This window comes from Rhizobium halophilum, from assembly GCF_021648825.1.
Classification (GTDB): domain Bacteria; phylum Pseudomonadota; class Alphaproteobacteria; order Rhizobiales; family Rhizobiaceae; genus Neorhizobium; species Neorhizobium halophilum.
This window is the reverse complement of sequence record NZ_JAKJHS010000001.1, coordinates 790,340-811,099: the sequence shown is the minus strand read 5'-3', so window position 1 is coordinate 811,099 and position 20,760 is coordinate 790,340. Positions and strand designations below refer to the sequence as shown.

Genomic DNA, 20,760 nt, shown 5'->3' with positions numbered 1-20,760 from the left:
TTTGCGGCTCCTCCCGTTGCGGTATATGAACAGGTCCACGATGACAGATCCCTCCTATTTCTCCCGCCTCGGCGGACTACCGGCGCAGACCGAGCTGCTTTCGAGCAAGGCGATTTTTACGACCGCCTATGCCATTATACCGCGTACGGTAATGACGGACATTGTGACCAGCATGCTTCCCCATTGGGAGAAGACGCGTGCCTGGATCATCTCAAGACCAATGACAGGATTTTCCGAGACCTTCGCGCAGTACATCATGGAGGTGGAGGCGGGAGGCGGGAGTACGAAACCGGAGCCGGATCTGCGGGCGCAAGCGGCCCTCTTCGTTACAGAGGGTCGAATGACGGTGGAGATCGATGGCACCGCCCACGACCTGCGAACCGGATCCTTCGCCTATCTACCTGCAGGCTCGAACTGGAGCTTGCAGAACCGCGGCTCTGAACCGGTCCGGTTCCATTGGATTCGAAAGACCTTCCAGTCGGTGGAAGGGCTTCAGGCGCCGCCGCCCATCGTCACGCACGAGAGCGAGCAGGAGATGGTGTCCATGCCGGACACCGAAGGCAGATGGGCAACGACCCGTTTCATCGATCCCGCGGATATCCGCTATGACATGCACGTCAACATCGTAACGTTTGAACCCGGCGGCACCATTCCCTTCATGGAGACGCATGTCATGGAGCATGGGCTCTACGTGCTGGAAGGGAAAGCGGTCTATCGGCTCAACAAGGATTGGGTTGAGGTAGAGGCGGGCGATTTCATGTGGCTTCGGGCTTTCTGCCCGCAAGCCTGCTACGCAGGCGGACCAGGGAAGTTCCGGTATCTTCTCTACAAGGACGTTAACCGGCACGTCGCCTTGTGGTGATCCGAGCGGGCCCAGCCACTTACTCTAGTGTTATGTCGGCTTTCCGGCTTCGTGCACGAACCAGCCGACCGTTGGGAAGATCGTTTGCTTCGACCTTTCTGCGTGCCATTTCCCGTTCCAGCCCAAGATCAAGCCATCTGCGTGTCAGGCGGTCGGCCAGTATAGCTTCGGATGGCAGGATCATGATCGACAGATCAAAGATGTCCGTCATGTCTATCCAGCCAGGCTCGTCCAGCAGCAGGTAATTTCCCTCCATCACAACGAAGCGAGTGTGGCGGGGAACAGCTTTGGCAGCGGCGATCGACAGCTCCCGGCTCCTGTCAAATAAAGGTACCAATATCTCGTCGTCGGCGCGCCGCAGAGCCTTCGCCATCTCCAGCAGGCCTCTCAGGTCGAAGGTGCATGGTGCCCCCTTTCGATCGAGAAGGCCCTTCTCCTGCAGAACAGAGTTGTCCATATGGAATCCGTCCATCGGGACGACGGCAGCATCCTGGCCTCTGCTAATCAGCTCATGGGCGATCTTCTCCGCCAAGGTGGACTTGCCCGAGCCGGGCGGTCCGGCGATCCCTGCGATGAAGCGAGACGCGCTTGCGCCACGACGAATGATTTCATCTGCGATCGTGCCTGCTGTTGGTATCATGCGGCAACAGGTTCTTCTGGTGCCTTTGCTCCGGTCATCAAGGCGACTGCATCCGACATGCTGTAGTCCTTGGGATTGATGACCGTGAGCCTTTTGCCCAGGCGGTGAATGTGGATGCGATCAGCAACCTCGAAGACATGGGGCATGTTGTGCGAGATCAGCAAGATCGGAATGCCGCGGCGGCGGACATCGAGAATGAGTTCGAGAACTCGTCGGCTCTCCTTCACGCCAAGGGCGGCGGTCGGCTCGTCGAGGATGATCACCTTTGAGCCAAAGGCCGCGGCGCGAGCGACGGCAACTCCTTGGCGCTGTCCACCGGATAGCGTCTCCACCGCCTGGTTGATGTTCTGGATTGTCATCAGCCCCAACTCCGTCAACCTGTCTCGAGCAAAGCTCTCCATCGCTGCTCGGTCGAGCTTGCGAAGCCACTTGCCCATGAATCCTGGTCTGCGAAGCTCGCGGCCGAGAAACATGTTGTCTGCGATCGACAGAGCAGGAGATAGTGCCAGGTTCTGGTAGACCGTCTCGATGCCGGCCTCTCGCGCCTCGAGCGGCGAGCGAAAGTGCACCTGCTGGCCTTCAAGACGAATCTCGCCTTCGTCTGGCGTCACCGCGCCGGAGATCGCCTTGATCATCGATGACTTCCCTGCACCGTTGTCGCCAATGACGGCAAGGATTTCTCCCGGATAGAGGTCGAAGTCAGCATGGTCGAGTGCAGTTACTCGGCCGTATCGCTTCACCAGCCCGCGAGCGCTGAGAATAGGTTCTGCGGTCATCAGCTCGCTACCTTTCTGATCCACTGGTCGATGGCTACGGCGGCAATGATCAGGACGCCGATGAGCAGGTAGGTCCATTGGGGATCAGTTCCCACCAAGCGCAGGCCAAGAGAGAACACACCCACGATCAAGGCCCCGAACAGCATTCCGAGAATGGAGCCGCGTCCGCCAAAGAGAGATAAGCCTCCTATGACCACCGCTGTGATGGACTCTATGTTGGTGAACTGTCCCGCGGTTGGCGAGACGGAGCCGATGCGCCCGATCAGCGCCCATCCCGCGAAAGCGCAGATGATCCCGGACAAGGTGTAAACGGAAATGAGCATGCGCCGGACGTTCACGCCAGCCAGCTCTGCGGCATCCGGATCGTCTCCGACCGCGTAAACATGGCGACCCCACGCGGTGTTGTTCAGTACGTACCAGAGCAGGGCGACGAGCAGCACCATGGCGATGACGCCGTAGGTGAGCACGGCGCCGCCAATGCGCAGGTTTTCTCCGAAGAACTGTAGGATTGGCGCGTTCTGCGCGATGTCTTGCGAACGGATGGTTTCATTGGCGGAGTAAAGGAAGTTGGATGCCAGCACGATCTGCCACATACCCAGAGTCACGATGAAGGGCGGCAGCTTCATTCTGGCGACCAGAATGCCGTTGATCCAACCGCATAGAGCGCCGACCGCAAAGCCGGCCATGATCGCCACCGTCGGCGGCAAGCCGTAGCGGAAGGTGAACTGACCCATGATGACGGAGGAGAGAACCATGATCGCGCCAACGGACAGGTCGATCCCGGCAGTGAGGATTACCAGCGTCTGGGCGGCGCCGACGATACCGACAATAGCAACCTGTTGAAGAATGAGGGTGAGCGTGAAGGCGGAAAAGAACTTTCCCCCGAGGGCCATGCCAAAGAAGGCGATCGAGAGAACTAAAACGATCAACGGTACGGCGGCGGGGTTGGAATGCAGAAAATGCTGCACCTTCCGAAGCGCGCCTTTTTCGTGTGTATCGAAGGCTGCGATCGTCGTCGGGCTGCTGGTCAGCGCCGTCTCGTAGTCGTTTCCAGAATGAGATGCGGCTTGCGGTTCGCTCATGGCGTCCTCTCAAGATATCCTTCGACCAGCGTGGTGGTGGTAGGACTGCAGCGCAACGGGAGGGTGGAGGAGCGGTGTGCCGCCCCTCCAGCGCCCGTGGCTAGGTTAGCCCCAGCACTTCTCCTCGCCTTCCTTCGTGTCGATGGACTCCACACCCTCAACTGGCTTGTCCGTGACGAGTGCAACGCCGGTGTCGAAGAAGTTCTTGCCCTCGGTGGCCTCGGGCTTTTCGCCGGTGTCGGCGAACTTCTTGATGGCCTCGATGCCCATTGACGCCATCAACAGCGGATATTGCTGAGAGGTCGCGCCGATAATGCCTTCTGCGACGTTCTTGACGCCGGGGCAGCCGCCATCGACCGAGACGATCAGAACATCGTTCTCGCGTCCAACAGACTTCAGCGCCTCATAAGCGCCGGCCGCTGCCGGTTCGTTGATCGTGTGGACGACGTTGATCGTAGGATCCTGCTGCAGAAGGTTTTCCATGGCAGTTCTGCCCCCTTCTTCGTTCCCGTTCGTCACGTCGTGGCCGACGATGCGCGGATCATTCTCATCGCCGATTCTATTGATGTCCGCGACATCGATGCCGAAGCCCTTCATGAAGCCTTGGTTGCGCAGAACATCTACAGAAGGCTGTGAGGGGGTGAGGTTAAGGAAGCCGATCCGGGCTTCTTGGGCAGCGTCACCGAGCGTGGCGGCGGCCCATTGCCCGATCAGTTCACCGGCGCGCAGGTTGTCGGTCGCGAATGTCATATCCGCGGCATCGATCGGCTCAAGCGGTGTGTCGAGCGCAATCACAAGGATGCCAGCATCCCGTGCCTTCTGCACGGCTGGAACGATCCCCTTCGTGTCGGAGGCCGTGAGCATGATGCCTTTCGCGCCGTCAGCGATGCAGGTTTCGATGGCGGCGACCTGGCTCTCGCTGTCACCGTCGATCCGGCCGGCGTAGGACTTCAGGTTAACCCCCAGTTCTTCGGCCTTTGCTGTCGCCCCTTCCTTCATCTTGACGAAAAAGGGGTTCGTATCCGTCTTCGTGATCAAGCAGGCTGATACTTCCTGGGCCTGAACCGGCGAGGTTAGCAGCGCGCCCAGGACAAGCGTGCCGAACACGGTGGTGTAGAGTGATGTCTTCATGGTCTCCTCCCAGAGCCTCAAGTGTTCGCGGCGCAATGCCGCAATATCTCCCAGGGGGCTCCTCCAGCCGCCCTTAACGTCTGACATTAAGAAAGAAGCCGGTAGGGTTGTCAATTAATAAATCCAGTTGATTTATTAATCTGTCAGGGACATTCTCTGATGTGCCCAGGTGGTGGAGGATCAATGTCGGCGTCAGAGAGGGGTACAGATGGTGTTCTCCTGGTGCCACGCGGTGCTTGGGCAGGCGGCGCCAATCAGGTCCGCGTGCGCGCTTACAACGAGCGCCTTGTCCTCTCCCTTGTTCGCCTCCACGGCGCGCTCTCCAAAGCAGAGATCACGAGGCTCAGTGGATTATCGGCACAGACTGTTTCGGTCATCATGCGCGCTCTTGAACATGACGGACTGCTTTTGCGGGACGAGCCGGTGAGGGGGAAAGTCGGTCAGCCTTCCGTTCCCATGCGGCTCAACCCGGATGCCGTGTATTCATTTGGGGTCAAGATGGGCCGTCGGAGCGCCGATGTGGTCTTGATGGACTTCATCGGCAATATCCGGCTGCACGATCACCGAACCTACGCATTCCCGCAACCAGACGAAATCCTGCAGATCATTACTTCGGGTATTGCGCGGTTGGGCGAAAAGCTTGATCCCCAAGAGCGAGAGCGGATTGCCGGCGTTGGTATCGCCGCGCCCTTCGAGCTTTGGAGCTGGTCGGAAGAGCTAGGGGCGCCGGTCGGAGCCATGGATGTGTGGCGCAATTTCGACCTGGAGGCAGAGGTCGCGAGCCGGGTGCCGTATCCGGTATTCTTGCAGAACGATGCCACAAGCGCCTGCGGGGCGGAGCTTGTTTTTGGGGTGGGACCCTCCTACCCGGATTTCATCTATTTTTTCGTTGGTTCCTTCATTGGAGGCGGCATCGTTCTGAACTCGGCGCTGTATTCTGGCCGTACAGGCACTGCAGGTGCGGTGGGGCCGCTGCCCGTCAGGGGACGAGATGGGACCACGCAACAGCTTCTGGATATTGCATCCATCTTTGTTCTCGAAAACCTTCTGCGTGAACATGGCGTCGATCCACAGCCGCTGTGGTACTCCCCCGATGACTGGATCGACTTTGGGGAGCCGATGGAGACGTGGATACGATGTAGCGCGGCGGCTTTGGCGCAAGCCATCGTCGCAGCAGCTTCCATCATAGACTTCGGCGCCGCCATTATCGACGGAGGCTTTCCCGGCTGGGTGCGAAAACGACTAGTCGCAGCGACTCTGGACGCGGTGAACGATCTGGATCTGCAGGGTGTAATAATACCCGATATCATCGAGGGGCGCGTCGGTGCACAAGCACGGGCCATCGGTGGCGCCAGTCTGCCTATCTTCGCGCGCTATCTGATTGACCAAAACGTGTTGTTCAAGAATTCCGCCGCATCCTGATCGACCGGAACAGGATGCGATCGCAAATGCCTATTTGAACCAACACTAGATTCTCTGCTTGGAGCCCGGGCTTTTACCGTCGGAGCTGCGCGAGCGTTCTTCGACACGATCTGCACTTTTGGCCAGATCCGACCCCTTCTGCTTTTCGACGCGCTGCTCCTCGCCGCTGCTGCTTTCCTCCAGTCCTTGCGAAGACTCTTTACCCTTCGATGTCGGTGCCTGTTCGCTACCCATTGTGGCCTCCCTTGGTGACAGAAAGATCAACTCGGCATGCTAAAGGTTGTTCCGTGTCAGCTGGAACCACAGATGGGGTTATCCATTCCTTCAAGATGAACCATGAGGCGGGTATAACAGTGGGTAGCGAACAGGCTCTTGGCCGAATAGAATTACTTCGTCGATTGCGCAGGTTGAGCAACGCAGCGCGATTGATGGACACCGCCGTTCGCATCCCGGGTACGGGCATTCGCCTGGGCGCGGACTCCTTGATGGGCCTGATCCCTGTCGTAGGTGACGCCGGCGGCGCCATGGTCGGGCTTGCGATCGTCTATGAAGCCAGACGACTGGGCGTTCCCCCGCACAAGCTTGGCCGCATGCTGGGCAACCTTGCAGTGGACGCAGCCGTCGGAAGTGTCCCTCTGCTTGGGGACGTCTTCGACGTCTATTTCAAAGCGCATCGCCGCAACATCGGAATGATCCTTGATCATTTCGAGGTCGATCCTGCGGACCTGCACACCCAGCGGACACGCTAAGGTCCAAAGGGTGTGTGCAGTGCAATCCTATTCCAGGAAGTCGGCGCGGTGAGGCGTGAAGCTGTCGATAAGACGCCCTGCCTCCAAAGCCCTCACTCCATGCACCAGATTCGATGGCACTATGAAGGAATCACCGGCCGACAAGATGTCGCTGTGCCCCCCTACCGTGACTTCAAACCGGCCCTCGGCCACGTAGCTTGACTGCACATGCGGGTGATTGTGCGCGGCACCAACGGCGCCTTTTTCAAACGCGAACTCAACCACCATCAACTCCGCCGTATGAAGAAGCACGCGTCGACGATTTCCGGCGCCGAGGTCTCTCCAACCGTCATCGCTATTGTGAAAGAAGAAGTTTTGATCGCTCATCTGATGCTCCCGCCTACCCGCTGCTAGCGCAAATTCTCGATCGGAACGGCGTCAACATCGGTGTAGTCTACGTTGTCTCCAGCCATCGCCCAGATGAAGGTGTAGTTGGACGTGCCGCAGCCCGAGTGAATTGACCATGGAGGGGAGATGACAGCCTCTTCGTTGGCCATAACGATGTGCCGGGTCTCGTTCGGTTCTCCCATAAAATGGAACACACGTGCCGTTTCCGGCAGGTCGAAGTAGAGATAGGCCTCCATGCGCCGATCATGCACGTGGCAAGGCATCGTATTCCAAACTGATCCTCGAGCCAGCTGCGTTATGCCGACAACCAGTTGGCAGGTCTTGACGCCATCGGCGTGGATGAACTGAAAGATCGACCGCTCGTTCGACGTCTCTTGGCCCCCTAGATCCAGACGCTTGGCGTCTCCGATGCGAATGAGCTTTGTCGGGTAGCGCTGGTGAGCCGGTGCACTGAGGAGGTAGAACTTTGCAGGTTCGGATGCATTCTCGGATGAGAACGTGACCTTGCTGCCCATACCGACGTAGAGCATGTCCCGCGTTTCCATTCGGTAAGGTTCACCGTCGGCCTCGATCGTGCCTTTGCCGCCAATGTTGACGACGATCATCTCTCGACGATCAAGAAATGCGGGCGTTCCGGTCGGCTTGATTGTTTCCAGCTCCAGGGCGGCAGTCGTTGGCACGGCTCCACCCACGATCATGCGGTCGTAATGGGTATAGGTAAGCTTGACCCGAGCAGGCGTGAAAAGGTTGCTGATGTGGAAATTGTCGCGGAGCTCGCTGCTGCCCATCCGTGCGCCTGTTGCAGGATCAAATGCCTGACGAATGGAATAGTCGGTGTGATTTGCAGTCATCGCGTCCTCGCTTTTTTGGATCCGGTGGTCTGTCAGGGCTTGAGAGGAGACCCGAAGCGGTATTCCGCCTGTTGGTCCGTCAATCGTCCGTGATAGCGTTTCTGGCTTTCAGCCAGATGGAAGCGCATTGCAGCGCGCGCCGATTCGGCGTCTCCGGCGGATATGGCCTTGAGTATCGCCAGGTGCTCGCGTTGAAGCATCTCCTGGTACTCACGGCTCAGAAGGCTATCGGTGCCCCAAGGCGATGTGACGTCGCAGGGAATTGCCCGCAGTCCCAACGCATCCAGAACCTCAACGTAGAAGGGATTGTTGGTGGCAGCCGCGATGGCACGATGAAACATGAAGTCGCTGTGTCCGGTCGCCTCACCGATGGAAAGTAGTCGATCGAACTCGAAAAACGCTTCCTGGATCGCAGCTTCCTGAGAAGCATTTCTGCGAGAGGCAGCGAGACCAGCGCTTTCGATTTCCAGGCCCATCCTGACCTCGATGACATTCAAGGCATGGGAGATTTTCATCCCCACGTCTTGAGTGAGGGAGGCAAAGGCCATGGCAGGACGTTCACACACGAAGATGCCGGCGCCTTGACGCGATTCTACCAATCCATCGGCAGCAAGGCTTGTGACGGCTTCCCGGACGACCGTTCGGCTTACACCGAAGGCTTCGGTCAGCTGGCTTTCCGTCGGGAGCTTCTCGCCGGTACGGATGTCCCCTGAAACGATCTGCGCGCGCAGAGACTCGGCGACATGCTCAGAGAGCTTGGGCCTTCTTTCGACCCGATTGGAGACGATAACGTCCGCAGTCATGATCCTCTCCTATCTGAAGACACTCGGAAGCCAAAGAGAGATCGCCGGCACGTAGGTCACGAGGCCGAGCACGCCGATGCCCGCGAGATAGAATGGCCAGATCGACCGCATTGCCTGCCAGACGCTTATCTTGCCGACGGCGCAGGCCACGAATTGGACTGCGCCAACGGGTGGCGTGTTCAGCCCAATGCCGAAGTTCAGGATCATGATGACCCCAAAGTGTACCGGATCGACCCCATATGCCTGCGCCACGGGCAGGAAGATCGGAGTCGCAATGATGATCGTTGGCCCCATATCCATGAAGGTGCCAAGGAAGAGCATCAGGACATTGAGCAGCAAAAGGATGATCAGCGGATTATCCGAGATGGTATTCAACCAGGCGATCAAGGCAGCGGGCACCCGGAGGAAGGCCATCAACCAGGAGAACGCGGCTGCCATTCCGATGATGAGCAAGACCATGGCGGTCGTGCGAACGGCGCCCATTGTGGCGTGGACAAATCCCTCCCAAGTCATCTGTCGGTACACGAACACTGTGATCAACAGCGCGTAGATCACGGCGATGCAGGAGCTCTCGGTTGCTGTAAAGATACCGGAACGGACGCCGCCGAAGATGATGGCGATCAGCAGGAGGCCCGGAATGGCCACAGCCGCCAAGTGTAGTACCATCTGGAACCCCGGGAAGGTTTCGACAGGGTAGCCTCGGCTTCGTGCGACGAAATATGCTGTGACCATCAAGGCAAGTGCCAGCAGGATGCCTGGAACAACCCCAGCGGTGAATAGATCAGCAATGGATATCTTACCGCCTGCGGAGATCGAGTAGATGATCATGTTGTGCGAGGGCGGCAGGAGCAGCGCGATCAAGGCAGCCATGGACGTAACATTGACTGCGTAGTCCGTGCCGTAGCCGCGGGCTTTCATCTGGGGGATCATCAGTCCGCCGACGGCTGCGGCCTCGGCAACGGCCGAGCCGGAAATGCCGCCGAACAGCGTCGCGGTGACAATGTTAACCTGACCAAGCCCACCGCGGATGTGCCCAACCAGAGAGGCGGCGAAGGCAACAATTTTTTGGGCGATCCCGCCACGCACCATCAGGTCGCCGGCATAGATGAAGAAGGGGATCGCCAACATGGAGAAGACGCTCATGCCGGAATTCAAACGCTGGAAAACGACCAGCGGGGGCAAGCCGATATAGGCTGCGGTCGCAAAGCTTGCGACGCCAAGGCAGAAGGCGATCGGGGTGCCGATCAGCATCAGAAGCGTGAAGACGCCGAAGAGGATCCAGTATTCCATTGGTTCAGGCCTTCAGGTTTGCAGTGTCGACCTCGGCGGCCACGTCGCTGGGGAGTGCTTCGTCAACAACCTGATCGATCGGCGCTCCCGATAGCCTGAGGACGATCCGTTCGAGGGTGAAGAGGACGATCAGGAAACCTCCAGCGACCAAGGGCAGGTAGTCCCATGCGCCGGAGATACCGAGGGACGGCAGGATAGTGTTCCACGTCAACGCCATAAGCTGCCAGCCGTACCAGATCATCCCGATGCCAAAGCTGAGCGCGACAATGTCCGTGATCATACGCAGCCATTTCCTCCCACCATCAGGGAGAACATAGAGGAGCACGTCGAAGCCAAGATGGTAGTTTTCGCGGACACCGACGGCGGCGCCCAGGAAGATGAACCAGCTCATCAACATCACCGCGCCCGGTTCAGTCCAACTCGGCGAGTCATTGAGGACGTAGCGGCAGAAGACCTGCCAGGCCACGAAAGCCGTCATCAGGACGAGCCCGATTCCTGCGCTCCAAAGAGCGAGCGTATTGAGCCTGCCAAGGAGGCTGGCTGCCACTTTAAAGGGATCTGACATGGTGCGCTCTTGTTGCTGCTTCACCGAAATGCGCTTCGTCGGACGACGGACCCGCCACGGTCTGCAGGGGCGGCTGGGTCGCAGCCGCCCTTGCACGATTTACTGAACGGCTTTGACGTCTTCGACCATCTTGATGAGGACGGGGTCGGTCACATGCTTTGCGTAGACCGGCTCCATGGCGTCGATGAAACCCTGCTTATCGGGAGTAGAGATCTGCGCACCCGCTTCCTCGACCTTCTTGCGCGATTCGGCCGTCTTGGCTGCCCAGAGTTCGCGCTGCTTGGCGACGCTTTCCTTCGCAGCCTCCTGGAAGATTCTCTGATCTTCCGGCGTCAGTTGGTCATAGGCCGCCTTGTTCATGACGAATACTTCCGGAAGGATGGTGTGCTCGTCGAGCGAGAAGTGTTTCGCCACTTCGAAGTGCTTTGCGGTATCGTAGCTGGGAAAATTGTTTTCCGCTCCGTCGATGACGCCGGTTTCGATGGAGGAATAAACTTCCCCGTAAGGCATCGGCGTCGCATTGGCTCCGAGGGCTGCAACCATGTCGACGAAGATGTCGGACTGGATGACGCGAAACTTCATGCCTTTCAGGTCTTCGACGGTGTTGATCGGCTTGCTGCTGTTGTAGAACGAGCGCGCACCGGCATCGTAGTAGGCGAGGACGACAAGTCCCGTGTTCTCGAAGGCGGCCTTGATCTGGTCGCCCACCGCGCCGTCCATGACCTTGTGCATATGTTCTTCCGAACGGAAGATGTAAGGCAGTGCCGGAACGATAGATTCCTTAACCGTTCCATTGAACGGCGCCATCGAGACCCGGTTCAGCTCCAGAACTCCCGAGCGGACCTGCTCGATAGTGTCCTTTTCCTCGCCGAGTTGCGCGGAGTGATAAACCTCCACCGCGTAGCGACCTTCGGTTCGATCCTTAACCAATTCGCCGAAGTATTCGACAGCCTCAACTGTCGGATAGCCATCCGGATGGGTATCCGACGAACGTAGTACCGTCTGTGCCATTGCCGTGCTGGCCAGCAGCGCTGCCACCGTGAAGGCGGCAGCGACCTTTCCAAGATGCAACATGATGTTCTCCTCCCATTTGCATCGGCGCCCTACGCGCCACTCAAAGCCGATACGCGTTCTTTGCAAGCGTATAGGCAAGCTCCTTGGCCAGATCGAAGGCTTCCTCCTCCCTCAATCTGTGTTCGGTAACTAGGCGCGCCAGGAAGGCGCAGTCCACACGCCGGGCGATGTCGTGACGCGCTGGAATCGACGGAAAGGCACGGGTATCGTCGTTGAAGCCGACCGTGTTGTAGAAGCCCGCCGTTTCCGTCGTCATCTCGCGGAACCGCCGCATCCCTTCGGGGCTGTCGTGGAACCACCAGGCCGGTCCGAGCTTGAGTGCCGGATAAACTCCCGCCAGCGGCGCCAGTTCGCGCGAGTAGGAGGTTTCGTCGAGGGTGAAGAGGACGATGCTAAGGTTCTTCTCTACACCGACGGCATCCAGCAGCGGCTTGAGCGCGCGTACATAGTCGGTCCGGGTCGGGATATCGAAGCCCATGTCACGGCCATGCCGTTCCATCATCGCAGGCGAATGGTTGCGCCAGGAGCCGGGATGAATCTGGAGGACCAATCCGTCGTCCAGGCTCATCTTCGCCATCTCGGTCAGCATCTGGCCGCGGAACAGGCGATGATCATCGAGGCTCGACTTACCGCTCCTCACTTTGTCGAAGAGCATCCTTGCTTCGGACATCGCGAGATTGGCGGTATCTGCCGTGGCGTGGCCGTGGTCGGACGAGGTTGCACCGAACGACTTGAAGAAGTCTCGACGCTTCCGATGGGCCGCGAGATAGCCGGCCCATGTACCGGTGTCCTCGCCGGTGATCTCGCCAAGTTGATCGAGATTGGCTGAGAAACCGTCGAAGTCTGGATCGACAACAGCATCCGGACGATAGGCGGTGATAACCCGGCCATCCCAGCCGCTGTCGCGGATTAGCTTGTGCCAGCGAAGATCGTCCAGAGCGCCTTCCGTCGTGGCGATTACTTCGATGTTGAAGCGCTTGAAGAGCGCGCGGGGTCTGTATTCCGGCTCGCGGAGCTTCTCGGCGATTGCATCGTAGCTGCTGTCTGCAGTCGACGCGGTCAGCGGCTCCTGAACGCCAAACAGCGAGGATAGTACGTAGTCCATCCACAGTCTCGTCGGCGTAGCCCGGAACAGATGGTAGTTTTCTGCAAATGTACGCCAGATCCGGCGTCCGTCCGTTTCTACCGAAGAGCCGTCCAGTCGGCGTACGCCTAAGTCCTCCAGAGCAATTCCTTGACTGAAGAGCATGCGAAAGATGTAGTGGTCGGGAACGATCAGCAGCTGGGCAGGGTCGGAAAACGGCTCGTCGAGCGCATACCAGCGAGGATCGGTGTGGCCGTGGGGACTTATGATCGGAAGGTCCGACACCGTTTGATAAAGCGCCCGTGCCACAGAGCGCGCTGCGGTGTCGGCTGGGAACAGCACGTCGGCATGTACAAGTGCATTCATACCTGTTGCCGCTCCTCCTCCGGCCCCTCATCGCTACCACGCCAATGACGTATGTCAACATACAAAACTCAGTATGTTGTATGACAAATCTTGTGCCTTAGGTCGTTTTGGGGTAGCCGGAGGCAGCGGCGTTTCGGGAAGGGAGGTCCTTGATGCGAGTTGCCATTATCGGATTGGGAATGGCATCGGGGCCGCATGCCCAGAGCTTTCTCGACCTGAACCCTCGAGCGCAGGTTGCCGCAGCCTATTCCCCAACTCAGGCGCGGCGAGAGGCATTCGCCGAGAGGTGGGGGCTCCCGGTAACCGCCAAAATCAACGGGATCTTCGACGACCCCACGATCGATGCAGTTCTGATCCTTACCCCGCCAAACAGCCATCTGGAGTTGGTTCAGCGGGCGGCTGCGGCCGGAAAGCATGTCCTTCTCGAAAAGCCTCTTGACGTTTCATTGGACCGGTCGGTGGCGCTGGTTGATGCCGCCGAGCAAGCGGGCGTGAAGCTGGGGATCGTTCTGCAGCATCGGTTCCGCCCGATCAGCGTGGCGCTGGCCCGTGTGATTGCAGAGGGTCGGCTCGGCGAGCTCGTGGGAGCATCTGCGAAGCTATTCAATTGGCGACCGCAGAGCTACTACGATCAGCCGGGGCGTGGCACCAAGGAAAGGGATGGGGGTGGAGTACTTCTCACACAAGGAATCCACACGCTCGATCTATTGATCTCGGTCGCTGGCTTACCGGTTGAAGCATTTGCGTATGCCACTACAACCCCGGTGCATTGCATGGAGACGGAAGACCTAGTCGCGGGGACGGTGCGCTTTGCCAACGGCGCTTTGGGGACTGTCGGTGCCACAACATGCGCCTATCCCGGGTTGCCCGACATGATTGAACTTATCGGCACGAAGGGGACGGCTCGCATCGAGGGAACCAGATTGATTGCTGAGTTCCACGATGGTACGAATATCGTGATGGACGACGGCGAGGTCGGAGGCGGTGCCGGCGCTGATCCTATGGCGTTTTCTTACCTCCATCACCGGGCAGTCCTCCAGGACTTTGTGAGTGCCGTGGAGGATGATCGGGAGCCGCAGGTCAGCGGCAGAGAGGCCCTCAAGGTCCACCGGTTGATCGAGGCATTGCTCAAATCGGCGAATTCCGGCTGCCGCGAGGCCGTCTGAAGGTCCTTACTGCGCGTCAATGATGCTGAAGGCGCGCACGAAGGCGTCGCGGAAGCGGTCCATCCGCATTGATGGCGAAGCGGAAGACGGAAGCATCCCCTCGGTCCAACCCCAGGCCTCCGTCCGCTTAACCAGATCGCTACTGCCGATGATGTGGATGGGGACGTCCCGGCTGGCATCTTCACCGGTGATGATCGCAGCCGGCTGGTGGTCTCCCAGGATGACGAACAGCGTGCTGTCGCCATGGATTTCGATATACGAACCGAGTGTCTGGAGCACGTAGTCAATCGACGCCAGATACTGTTGTCGAACTCGTGATGGGTCTGACCACACAACTGACGGTGGATCACCCCTCTCCGCCTGGACATTGAAGACGCGCCCGTCGCCGATCCGGCTCCACTCGATGAGCGTGGGAACGGGTGTCCAAGGGGCGTGGCTGGAGATTAACGCAATCTCTGCCATGACTGGCGCATTCGCATCTCTCCGCTCGAGGCGTTCGAAAGCAGACAGCGTATACTGATCGGGCATTGTCACCCAGTTGAAAGGCTTTCCAAGGTAGCCAAGGCCTGCCGCATCACGGATGCTGTCGTATCCGAAGTAGCCGCCCTCAGGCCAGTCCATCGTGATGGCCGGCATGATGGCTGTGGTTCGCCACCCGGCCTCCCGGAAAAGCGAGTTCAAGGACTGCCGCTTGCTTGCGATCATGCGGTCGTAGCGAGCCTGAGTGTCGGTCCAAAGTCCCGATAGCAGCGCACCATGAGCAAGCCAGCTGAGGCCGCCTACGGTCGGTGAAGTCAACCACCCGCTCCGAATCGCGAGGCCAGCATCGTGGACCTGCCGCTCCACTTGCTGCAGCCGGACTTCTATCGTCGGCGAGTACCGGTCATCTTCTATGGCCGTACGTCCATAAGATTCGACAAAAATGATGACAATATCCGTTCCAGCGAGCGAGGCCAGAAGCTCATCTTGCGCGACGTTGGCGATCGGATCGACCTTCAGCTCTTGTTCAAAGGCGGACAGGTCGGCGATCGACTGACGAATCATGGAGACCCTGTTCGAGATATAGGGCCCTGCGTTAGCAGACACCGGCACAATTCCTGGAGCGAGCGTTAACATGAGCGATCCAAAGGCCAGGGCACCGACGGCAGTCACAGCGAGTCGCCGGATGATCTTTGGCGAGAGGTCTCGGAAGCCGCCAAGCGACCAGAAGAACACGAGACAAACAATGATCAGCAGCGCTATCGCTGCGCCAGCATAAGCAACTGCTCCTGTCCCGCCGATTGAACCACTTAGAAGATTCCAGCCATCGACGATGATCTTGAAATCCAGATAAGGATTGAATGGCCTCTGGAAGGCGAGGCCAGTTCCGATATCGGCGAGCTTCAGAAAAAGGAGAACGCCCAGCAACAAGGTGGCCGTGACCCGCACGAGGAAGAACGCAGGAACCGGAAGAAAAATGCACAGGAGGATCAGCGGAAGAACCTCTAAAGGGAACCTGATCTCTGGAACGGTGTTGAAGACTGCCGGATTGGATGGAAGTGCAAGTACGATGGAGCACGTCAAAACCGCAATGGAGATCCGAAAAATCTTACGAAGATCAGTCCCCGGCATTCGGCTGTGGGAGGTCTCGTGAGAGCCCCATCCTGTTGTACGTTCGGTAACTTGGCTATCGGGCACGATCAGCTCTACTCGCTCTCGAAGTTGATCTGATGATCCGACTGTCCGCAGCATTGATAGGACTGGTCGTTGTCACGCTCGTGATTGTCTGGGCCGACCCAGCGGAGATTGGGCGCCGCATCGCTTCCATTCCTCCCGCTTACGTCATCGTAGGCCTGGTCATTGTTCAGGCTCAGATCGTGTTGTCCGCGCTTCGCTGGCGCTTCACCGCCACGTGATTGGGACAGGTGCTGCAGCCCGGAGATGCGGTTCGCGACTACTATCTTTCTTCTTTTCTCAACCAGACGTTGCCAGGTGGTGTAGCCGGTGACGCGCTCCGAGCCGTCCGCCGCCGAGGGCCTGAGGCTGGCGGGTGGAAGGTTCCGGCTCTTGCTGTGGCTATGGAGCGAGCGTCTGGCCAAGGTGTCTTCGCGGGTCTCGCCGGCGCAGGATTGATCATCTGACCCCTGTATGGGTTCGGCGAACTTCCCTCCGACGTCTCCCGGATTTTGACCGGAATTGCCGTTGTGGCGGGATGTCTCGGCGCGTCCATCCTGTTGTTGCTGACGTTCCCGCCCAAGCCTCTCTACAGGCGAATAAGTTCGCTGAAACAGGCGACCCGTACCGCTTTCGTGGACAATGGGGCTTGGAGGGTCCAGTCCGTGCTGAGCCTCATGGTCGTCGGAAGCTACCTCGGACTCTATATGCTCGCTTCTGCTGCAGTTGGCGCTCCGCTGCCGTACGTGGCTGCCATCACTGTGATACCGCTTTGTCTTCTGATGATGCTCGTTCCCGCTACCGTTGCCGGGTGGGGTGCAAGGGAGGCCGCGGCAGCGCTGCTTTGGCCCTTGTTCGGTTATTCAGCTCGGACGGCGTTGCGGCGAGTATCTTCTATGGTGCGCTTCTGCTGGTGGGCGCCGTGCCCGGACTTGCCGTTGCCATTCACATGCTCCTTCCGGCCCGTAGGGCGAGGTAGGGCCTTCATCACCTTTCCAGCCGGGCGTAGATGTCTCCCGATTGCGAAGACTGCTGAAGTTCGAACAGTTGCCTGATCATGTCCTCAGGCTTCAGCCATCGATCATGGACAAAATGGTGTTTCTCGCCGACGGTGCGGTTGAACCGGTAGCTGCCGATCCGTTGAAGCTCTTTTATTGCCTCATGGGCGACCGCAATAGCTGCAGGGATGTACTCGAAGGCAACGGCTGGAAGCGCCTGGCTCAACCCGCGGAGAATGTCCGCCTCCGCCCCCTCGACGTCGATCTTGCAGAACGCCGGGACGCCATGATCGGAGATCATCTGATCGAGCGTCGTCATTTCCACCCGCTCAAGCCGATCCCAAGCTACTTGTTCAAAGCCGGAGGTGTGTTGAACGGACGAGAGCCATGAGGCGGAGGTCGTGGTGACCGTGGGATGACGGCTCGAGATGTGAAGGTCCACAGATCCCGGCTCCCTACCGACCGCGCAACGCAGCAAGGCCAGTCTTTTGTCGCTGATTGTGCGAGCAATGAAGTTGGCGAAGTCTGGTTGAGGCTCGACCGCCACAACCGACGCGCCAAGAGAGAGAAACGCACGGGAGCGGCTACCGACATGGGCGCCGATATCAAAAACAAGATCACCGGGTCGAGCGAACTCCCGATAGAGATTAACCACCTTGCGACGTTGCCAGGGCTGGCCGTAGTAGATGAGCAATGAACGGCTAAAGCCGAGGGCACGCAGGAGTTCACCGGGCATGGCTGGTATCTCTGCTCATGTTCCAAAGATAGGCCGTGTCTACGAAGAAGGAATGGAGCAGCGCGAGAAGGGCAAGCAAAAGAATACTGCTTGCAGCAATCGGCGGAACGACGGGCGCGAGAGCTACGCAGAGAGCAACACCCTGTGTCACACAGATCGCCTTGCGCCGCATCGATTCAGGAAGATCCCCGGTCAAGCGCGTGGACGTCAACTGAGCGGCAAGAAAGAAATAGCGCAGAAGGCCGATGAGCAGGACCCAGGCTCCTGCCTTGCCTAACAGGGCGGCTCCGGCTGCGAGGAAGAGAATCATCAGCGCATCGATTTCCATGTCGAAGCGTGCACCGAAACGAGAGGACGTACCGCTTCGGCGGGCGAGGTATCCGTCCACCCCGTCCAGCAAAAAGGAAATTGCGGCGATGCCGATAATGGTCCAGTCCAGATGGGGGTCTGGCCAGTACTGATGACCCTCGAACGCAAACATCATGCCGCCGACCATTGCCGTCAGCGCGCCCCGCACACTGGTCACCAGGTTGGCGGCTCCGAAGCGGCGATGAGGGTATGTGGACAATCTCATCAATGCCAGCAGCGATATGATTAAGTAGATCCCCAGGCCGAGCCACATGGCACTGGAGGTGTGGTTGAGCTGTGAAGCCAGGACGCGGAAGGCGACAACAATCAGCCCAATCCCGAGCAGGAACGACCCAGCAGCCTGCGCGTATACAGCCAAAGGCGTTCGATGAGGCGCACCTTTTGGCAAGATCAGCTTCGTGCCCGAGAACTGGGCATGGTCAGTCATCAGCAAGCTCCGAAGCGGCACGCGAGATCAGCTCGATGTCGAGCAAGTGTCCCGCTCGTAAGGTCTTCGTGCGCAGGTACTGCACGTTGTCCGCAGTCACGCGGCCCGTTACGGCTATGTGGCCGTTCACGGCGATTCCGCCCGCTTTAAGCGCCGCAATTTTCAAAGGATTGTTGGTCAGAAGATCAACGCTCGACACGTTGAGGCCCTTGAGCATTGCGACCGCAGCTTCATATTTTCGCTCATCTGGTCCAAAGCCCAGTTCCGCGTCCGCATCGATGGTGTCGAGACCATCATGCTGATAGCCATACGCGCGCATCTTGGCGCCGATGCCCGTTCCTCGGCCTTCCTGGTCGAGATAGAGCAGTACGCCGCCGCCCAGTTCCTTCAGCCTGACAAGTCCATTCCTCAGTTGGTCACCGCAGTCGCATTTCAGGGATCCACAAAGGTCGCCAGTGATGCATGACGAGTGAATCCGAACGGGCACGGGCTTCGAAACGTCCGGGCTGCCGACGACGATTGCGATCTGGTCCCTTTGGGCAAGACCGCCCCGGAAGACAACGAACTCGCACTCACCGAGATCACGAAGAGGAACGGCTGTCCGAACGACGATCTGGAAGTCGAGAGCGTGGGCGCGGCTTGTCGTCAGGTCAAGATGGGTTAACTCGACGCAGGCGCTGAAGGCTTTCGATCTGAGGGGCATCTCGACGCAGACCATGGCAGGAAGCAGAAGCGCTAGTTGCGCTACTTCCCCCGTCAGACGCATCTGGGGTGTGGCGGGCTTCCAAGATAGCGGCGCTTTCGCGTCTCTGTCATAGGCCACGGCCGAGGCTGACGCAAAGTCCATGTCGCGTGCTGGTATCGCCATCCCCTCCGGAGCCTCGACACAAAGGCGGGCCCCGCGATGACTTGACAGGAAAAGCACGTGGTTTCCCTCGGCAGCACGTGCAAAGCGCTCATACCCGGAGGGAGAAATGGCGTCCAGTGCAGCGGCAACGAGCGGCTCTTCCTGTGAGCCATGCAGAACGACAGGCCGACCGTATCGCAATTCCGATACGGCCCTTTCCAGCCGCATGACCGAGCTTTCGACCTCGTAGCCGTCGCTTCCGCTCGGCCACAGATGTTGTGAAACATTCATGACGTTCTCCTTGACGGCGTTACATGGGAAGAAATCGGCGCGGGTGCAGAGGGCGCGACTATGCTGGCGTCGTCAAATAAACGTGATGTTTTACAGTAGGCTGGCTCGGCACTTCGTCTACTTGTCCTTCCCACCATTGCTCCTAACTCCGCAACGCGAGGCAATGGAGAACCGCTACTGTGACAGTGACGCATGAGGCCGTAGGCGTGCCGCGACAGTCTGATCAGGCAACGGCACTCTGGATCGAGAGCGCGGGCCATTGCGCTTTGCGCCAGGAGGAACTGCCGCAGCGACTATCCGGCGAGGTTCGGGTGCGGGCACTCTTCAGTGGGGTCAGTCGCGGAACGGAGGCCTTGGTTTTCTATGGCCAGGTTCCAGAGACGGAATTCGACCGCATGCGTGGACCACATCAGATGGGCGAAATGTCGTTCCCCGTGAAGTACGGCTATGCGGTCATCGGGCTGGTGGAGGAGGGGCCGGAGGCATTGGTGGGCAAGAAGATCTTCTGTCTGCATCCGCACCAGGATCAGTTTTGCGTGCCTGTTGAGGAGGTCCAGGTGCTTCCCGACAATCTTCCTTCCGATCGTGCAGTTCTGGCCGCGAACATGGAAACGGCACTGAATATCGTATGGGATGCCGGCGTGCTGCCGGGCGATCGTGTCGCCGTCTTTGGAGCTGGGGTCGTAGGGCTGCTGGTCGCCTATGTCACTTCACGCGTTCCGGCCACGGAGACGGTCATCTGCGATACCGCACCCACCCGCGCTGACGTGGCTAAGGCGCTCGGCATTACCTTTTGCAGCCCGTCTGATGTTCCCGAAGACTGCGACATCCTGATCAACGCTTCCGCGTCGCCGGCGGCGCTTCAAAACGCTCTCTCCCACGCAGGCTTCGAAGCCCGGATCGTTGAGGCGAGTTGGTACGGTGACAAGATTGTTGAGCTCCCGCTCGGACGCGCCTTCCACGCGAAACGTCTATCGATCATCAGTTCACAGGTTGGTGCCGTCGCCGCCGTGCGTCGCGCCCGCTGGAGCTTTGGCAGGCGGATGGGCAAGGCTCTGCAGCTTCTTGGCGACGAACGGCTCGATAACCTGATTTCTGGAGAAACCTCCTTCGCTTCCATACCTGATGTCTATGGATCCATTCTCGGTTCGCCCAAAACCCTTTGCCACCGTATCCGCTACTAGAAGGAAC

23 protein-coding genes are annotated in these 20,760 nt (G+C 58.9%); 7 read left to right on the top strand and 16 right to left on the bottom strand.

Features of this window, described 5'->3' with window-relative positions; genetic code table 11:
* Nucleotides 1-40 precede the first annotated feature (40 nt).
* Nucleotides 41-862, top strand: coding sequence for a bifunctional allantoicase/(S)-ureidoglycine aminohydrolase (locus LXM96_RS04100; protein WP_239997067.1), 822 nt, complete (start codon nucleotides 41-43; stop codon nucleotides 860-862).
* Between the two features lie 19 nt (nucleotides 863-881).
* On the opposite strand, the gene LXM96_RS04095 is transcribed toward LXM96_RS04100, so the two are convergent.
* The 4 genes from LXM96_RS04095 to LXM96_RS04080 form a co-directional block, all read right to left on the bottom strand.
* The gene (locus LXM96_RS04095) at nucleotides 882-1,502 is read right to left on the bottom strand and encodes a nucleoside/nucleotide kinase family protein (RefSeq protein ID WP_239997066.1); all 621 of its coding nucleotides are present in this window, start codon (nucleotides 1,500-1,502) and stop codon (nucleotides 882-884) included.
* Complete coding sequence (locus tag LXM96_RS04090) at nucleotides 1,499-2,278, bottom strand: ATP-binding cassette domain-containing protein (protein WP_239997065.1); 780 nt, start codon at nucleotides 2,276-2,278, stop codon at nucleotides 1,499-1,501. Before LXM96_RS04090 ends, LXM96_RS04095 begins: the two co-directional genes overlap by 4 nt.
* On the bottom strand, nucleotides 2,278-3,360 hold the full coding sequence (locus tag LXM96_RS04085; RefSeq protein ID WP_239997064.1) for an ABC transporter permease: 1,083 nt from the start codon (nucleotides 3,358-3,360) through the stop codon (nucleotides 2,278-2,280). The genes LXM96_RS04090 and LXM96_RS04085 overlap by 1 nt, the downstream gene beginning before the upstream one ends.
* A gap of 105 nt (nucleotides 3,361-3,465) precedes the next feature.
* A complete protein-coding gene (locus LXM96_RS04080) occupies nucleotides 3,466-4,491 on the bottom strand; it encodes a sugar ABC transporter substrate-binding protein (protein ID WP_239997063.1) in 1,026 nt (341 codons plus the stop codon).
* Between the two features lie 183 nt (nucleotides 4,492-4,674).
* On the opposite strand from LXM96_RS04080, the gene LXM96_RS04075 reads away from it, so the two are divergent.
* Entirely contained in the window at nucleotides 4,675-5,913 is a 1,239-nt protein-coding gene (locus LXM96_RS04075; protein WP_239997062.1) for an ROK family transcriptional regulator, read from the top strand.
* A gap of 45 nt (nucleotides 5,914-5,958) precedes the next feature.
* On the opposite strand, the gene LXM96_RS04070 is transcribed toward LXM96_RS04075, so the two are convergent.
* Nucleotides 5,959-6,147, bottom strand: a complete 189-nt coding sequence (locus LXM96_RS04070; protein ID WP_239997061.1) for a hypothetical protein — start codon at nucleotides 6,145-6,147, stop codon at nucleotides 5,959-5,961.
* 95 nt (nucleotides 6,148-6,242) lie between these two features.
* Here LXM96_RS04070 and LXM96_RS04065 point away from each other — a divergent pair, with 95 nt between their 5' ends.
* The gene (locus LXM96_RS04065) at nucleotides 6,243-6,662 is read left to right on the top strand and encodes a DUF4112 domain-containing protein (protein ID WP_239997205.1); all 420 of its coding nucleotides are present in this window, start codon (nucleotides 6,243-6,245) and stop codon (nucleotides 6,660-6,662) included.
* A 27-nt stretch (nucleotides 6,663-6,689) separates the two neighbouring features.
* On the opposite strand, the gene LXM96_RS04060 is transcribed toward LXM96_RS04065, so the two are convergent.
* From LXM96_RS04060 to uxaC, 7 genes are all read right to left on the bottom strand, one after another.
* Nucleotides 6,690-7,028 carry a cupin domain-containing protein gene (locus LXM96_RS04060; RefSeq protein WP_239997060.1) on the bottom strand — a complete coding sequence of 113 codons (339 nt, stop codon included), beginning with the start codon at nucleotides 7,026-7,028 and terminating at the stop codon, nucleotides 6,690-6,692.
* Between the two features lie 23 nt (nucleotides 7,029-7,051).
* Nucleotides 7,052-7,900 (bottom strand): 5-dehydro-4-deoxy-D-glucuronate isomerase, encoded by an 849-nt coding sequence (kduI, locus tag LXM96_RS04055; protein ID WP_239997059.1) that lies wholly within the window; start codon nucleotides 7,898-7,900, stop codon nucleotides 7,052-7,054.
* A gap of 32 nt (nucleotides 7,901-7,932) precedes the next feature.
* Nucleotides 7,933-8,703: a FadR/GntR family transcriptional regulator gene (locus LXM96_RS04050; RefSeq protein WP_239997058.1), complete on the bottom strand. Its 771-nt coding sequence runs from the start codon at nucleotides 8,701-8,703 to the stop codon at nucleotides 7,933-7,935.
* A gap of 9 nt (nucleotides 8,704-8,712) precedes the next feature.
* Nucleotides 8,713-9,993 (bottom strand): TRAP transporter large permease, encoded by a 1,281-nt coding sequence (locus LXM96_RS04045; RefSeq protein ID WP_239997057.1) that lies wholly within the window; start codon nucleotides 9,991-9,993, stop codon nucleotides 8,713-8,715.
* 4 nt (nucleotides 9,994-9,997) lie between these two features.
* A complete protein-coding gene (locus LXM96_RS04040; protein ID WP_239997056.1) occupies nucleotides 9,998-10,558 on the bottom strand; it encodes a TRAP transporter small permease in 561 nt (186 codons plus the stop codon).
* 99 nt (nucleotides 10,559-10,657) lie between these two features.
* Nucleotides 10,658-11,632: a TRAP transporter substrate-binding protein gene (locus tag LXM96_RS04035; protein WP_239997055.1), complete on the bottom strand. Its 975-nt coding sequence runs from the start codon at nucleotides 11,630-11,632 to the stop codon at nucleotides 10,658-10,660.
* Nucleotides 11,633-11,672: 40 nt separating this feature from the next.
* A complete protein-coding gene (gene uxaC / locus LXM96_RS04030) occupies nucleotides 11,673-13,082 on the bottom strand; it encodes a glucuronate isomerase (RefSeq protein WP_239997054.1) in 1,410 nt (469 codons plus the stop codon).
* A 152-nt stretch (nucleotides 13,083-13,234) separates the two neighbouring features.
* Between uxaC and LXM96_RS04025 the strand changes: the two genes are divergently transcribed.
* Complete coding sequence (locus tag LXM96_RS04025; protein ID WP_239997053.1) at nucleotides 13,235-14,248, top strand: Gfo/Idh/MocA family protein; 1,014 nt, start codon at nucleotides 13,235-13,237, stop codon at nucleotides 14,246-14,248.
* Nucleotides 14,249-14,254: 6 nt separating this feature from the next.
* Here LXM96_RS04025 and LXM96_RS04020 read toward each other — a convergent pair whose 3' ends face one another.
* On the bottom strand, nucleotides 14,255-15,859 hold the full coding sequence (locus LXM96_RS04020; RefSeq protein ID WP_239997052.1) for a sulfatase-like hydrolase/transferase: 1,605 nt from the start codon (nucleotides 15,857-15,859) through the stop codon (nucleotides 14,255-14,257).
* Nucleotides 15,860-15,957: 98 nt separating this feature from the next.
* Between LXM96_RS04020 and LXM96_RS04015 the strand changes: the two genes are divergently transcribed.
* Both LXM96_RS04015 and LXM96_RS21835 read left to right on the top strand, forming a co-directional pair.
* Nucleotides 15,958-16,143, top strand: coding sequence for a lysylphosphatidylglycerol synthase domain-containing protein (locus tag LXM96_RS04015; protein ID WP_239997051.1), 186 nt, complete (start codon nucleotides 15,958-15,960; stop codon nucleotides 16,141-16,143).
* Between the two features lie 288 nt (nucleotides 16,144-16,431).
* Nucleotides 16,432-16,956, top strand: a complete 525-nt coding sequence (locus tag LXM96_RS21835) for a lysylphosphatidylglycerol synthase domain-containing protein (RefSeq protein WP_394801875.1) — start codon at nucleotides 16,432-16,434, stop codon at nucleotides 16,954-16,956.
* On the opposite strand, the gene LXM96_RS04010 is transcribed toward LXM96_RS21835, so the two are convergent.
* Genes LXM96_RS04010 through ribA form a run of 3 tightly spaced genes read right to left on the bottom strand, consistent with a single transcriptional unit; the run spans nucleotide 16,889 to nucleotide 19,569 of the window.
* The gene (locus LXM96_RS04010; RefSeq protein ID WP_239997050.1) at nucleotides 16,889-17,635 is read right to left on the bottom strand and encodes an FkbM family methyltransferase; all 747 of its coding nucleotides are present in this window, start codon (nucleotides 17,633-17,635) and stop codon (nucleotides 16,889-16,891) included. The two genes, LXM96_RS21835 and LXM96_RS04010, sit on opposite strands and share 68 nt — an antisense overlap.
* A complete protein-coding gene (locus LXM96_RS04005; RefSeq protein ID WP_239997049.1) occupies nucleotides 17,625-18,431 on the bottom strand; it encodes a CDP-alcohol phosphatidyltransferase family protein in 807 nt (268 codons plus the stop codon). Before LXM96_RS04005 ends, LXM96_RS04010 begins: the two co-directional genes overlap by 11 nt.
* Nucleotides 18,424-19,569 carry a GTP cyclohydrolase II RibA gene (ribA, locus tag LXM96_RS04000; protein ID WP_239997048.1) on the bottom strand — a complete coding sequence of 382 codons (1,146 nt, stop codon included), beginning with the start codon at nucleotides 19,567-19,569 and terminating at the stop codon, nucleotides 18,424-18,426. Before ribA ends, LXM96_RS04005 begins: the two co-directional genes overlap by 8 nt.
* Before the next feature lie 179 nt (nucleotides 19,570-19,748).
* Here ribA and LXM96_RS03995 point away from each other — a divergent pair, with 179 nt between their 5' ends.
* A complete protein-coding gene (locus LXM96_RS03995; protein ID WP_239997047.1) occupies nucleotides 19,749-20,753 on the top strand; it encodes a zinc-dependent alcohol dehydrogenase in 1,005 nt (334 codons plus the stop codon).
* Nucleotides 20,754-20,760 lie beyond the last annotated feature (7 nt).

What these genes read in the sequence shown, in the direction of transcription:
- LXM96_RS04100 (WP_239997067.1), top strand. Translation starts at nt 41, where the DNA reads ATGACAGATCCCTCCTATTTCTCCCGCCTCGGCGGACTACCGGCGCAG.
- LXM96_RS04095 (WP_239997066.1), bottom strand. Translation starts at nt 1,502, where the DNA reads ATGATACCAACAGCAGGCACGATCGCAGATGAAATCATTCGTCGTGGC.
- LXM96_RS04090 (WP_239997065.1), bottom strand. Translation starts at nt 2,278, where the DNA reads ATGACCGCAGAACCTATTCTCAGCGCTCGCGGGCTGGTGAAGCGATAC.
- LXM96_RS04085 (WP_239997064.1), bottom strand. Translation starts at nt 3,360, where the DNA reads ATGAGCGAACCGCAAGCCGCATCTCATTCTGGAAACGACTACGAGACG.
- LXM96_RS04080 (WP_239997063.1), bottom strand. Translation starts at nt 4,491, where the DNA reads ATGAAGACATCACTCTACACCACCGTGTTCGGCACGCTTGTCCTGGGC.
- LXM96_RS04075 (WP_239997062.1), top strand. Translation starts at nt 4,675, where the DNA reads ATGTCGGCGTCAGAGAGGGGTACAGATGGTGTTCTCCTGGTGCCACGC.
- LXM96_RS04070 (WP_239997061.1), bottom strand. Translation starts at nt 6,147, where the DNA reads ATGGGTAGCGAACAGGCACCGACATCGAAGGGTAAAGAGTCTTCGCAA.
- LXM96_RS04065 (WP_239997205.1), top strand. Translation starts at nt 6,243, where the DNA reads ATGAACCATGAGGCGGGTATAACAGTGGGTAGCGAACAGGCTCTTGGC.
- LXM96_RS04060 (WP_239997060.1), bottom strand. Translation starts at nt 7,028, where the DNA reads ATGAGCGATCAAAACTTCTTCTTTCACAATAGCGATGACGGTTGGAGA.
- kduI (WP_239997059.1), bottom strand. Translation starts at nt 7,900, where the DNA reads ATGACTGCAAATCACACCGACTATTCCATTCGTCAGGCATTTGATCCT.
- LXM96_RS04050 (WP_239997058.1), bottom strand. Translation starts at nt 8,703, where the DNA reads ATGACTGCGGACGTTATCGTCTCCAATCGGGTCGAAAGAAGGCCCAAG.
- LXM96_RS04045 (WP_239997057.1), bottom strand. Translation starts at nt 9,993, where the DNA reads ATGGAATACTGGATCCTCTTCGGCGTCTTCACGCTTCTGATGCTGATC.
- LXM96_RS04040 (WP_239997056.1), bottom strand. Translation starts at nt 10,558, where the DNA reads ATGTCAGATCCCTTTAAAGTGGCAGCCAGCCTCCTTGGCAGGCTCAAT.
- LXM96_RS04035 (WP_239997055.1), bottom strand. Translation starts at nt 11,632, where the DNA reads ATGTTGCATCTTGGAAAGGTCGCTGCCGCCTTCACGGTGGCAGCGCTG.
- uxaC (WP_239997054.1), bottom strand. Translation starts at nt 13,082, where the DNA reads ATGAATGCACTTGTACATGCCGACGTGCTGTTCCCAGCCGACACCGCA.
- LXM96_RS04025 (WP_239997053.1), top strand. Translation starts at nt 13,235, where the DNA reads ATGCGAGTTGCCATTATCGGATTGGGAATGGCATCGGGGCCGCATGCC.
- LXM96_RS04020 (WP_239997052.1), bottom strand. Translation starts at nt 15,859, where the DNA reads ATGCCGGGGACTGATCTTCGTAAGATTTTTCGGATCTCCATTGCGGTT.
- LXM96_RS04015 (WP_239997051.1), top strand. Translation starts at nt 15,958, where the DNA reads ATGATCCGACTGTCCGCAGCATTGATAGGACTGGTCGTTGTCACGCTC.
- LXM96_RS04010 (WP_239997050.1), bottom strand. Translation starts at nt 17,635, where the DNA reads ATGCCCGGTGAACTCCTGCGTGCCCTCGGCTTTAGCCGTTCATTGCTC.
- LXM96_RS04005 (WP_239997049.1), bottom strand. Translation starts at nt 18,431, where the DNA reads ATGACTGACCATGCCCAGTTCTCGGGCACGAAGCTGATCTTGCCAAAA.
- ribA (WP_239997048.1), bottom strand. Translation starts at nt 19,569, where the DNA reads ATGAATGTTTCACAACATCTGTGGCCGAGCGGAAGCGACGGCTACGAG.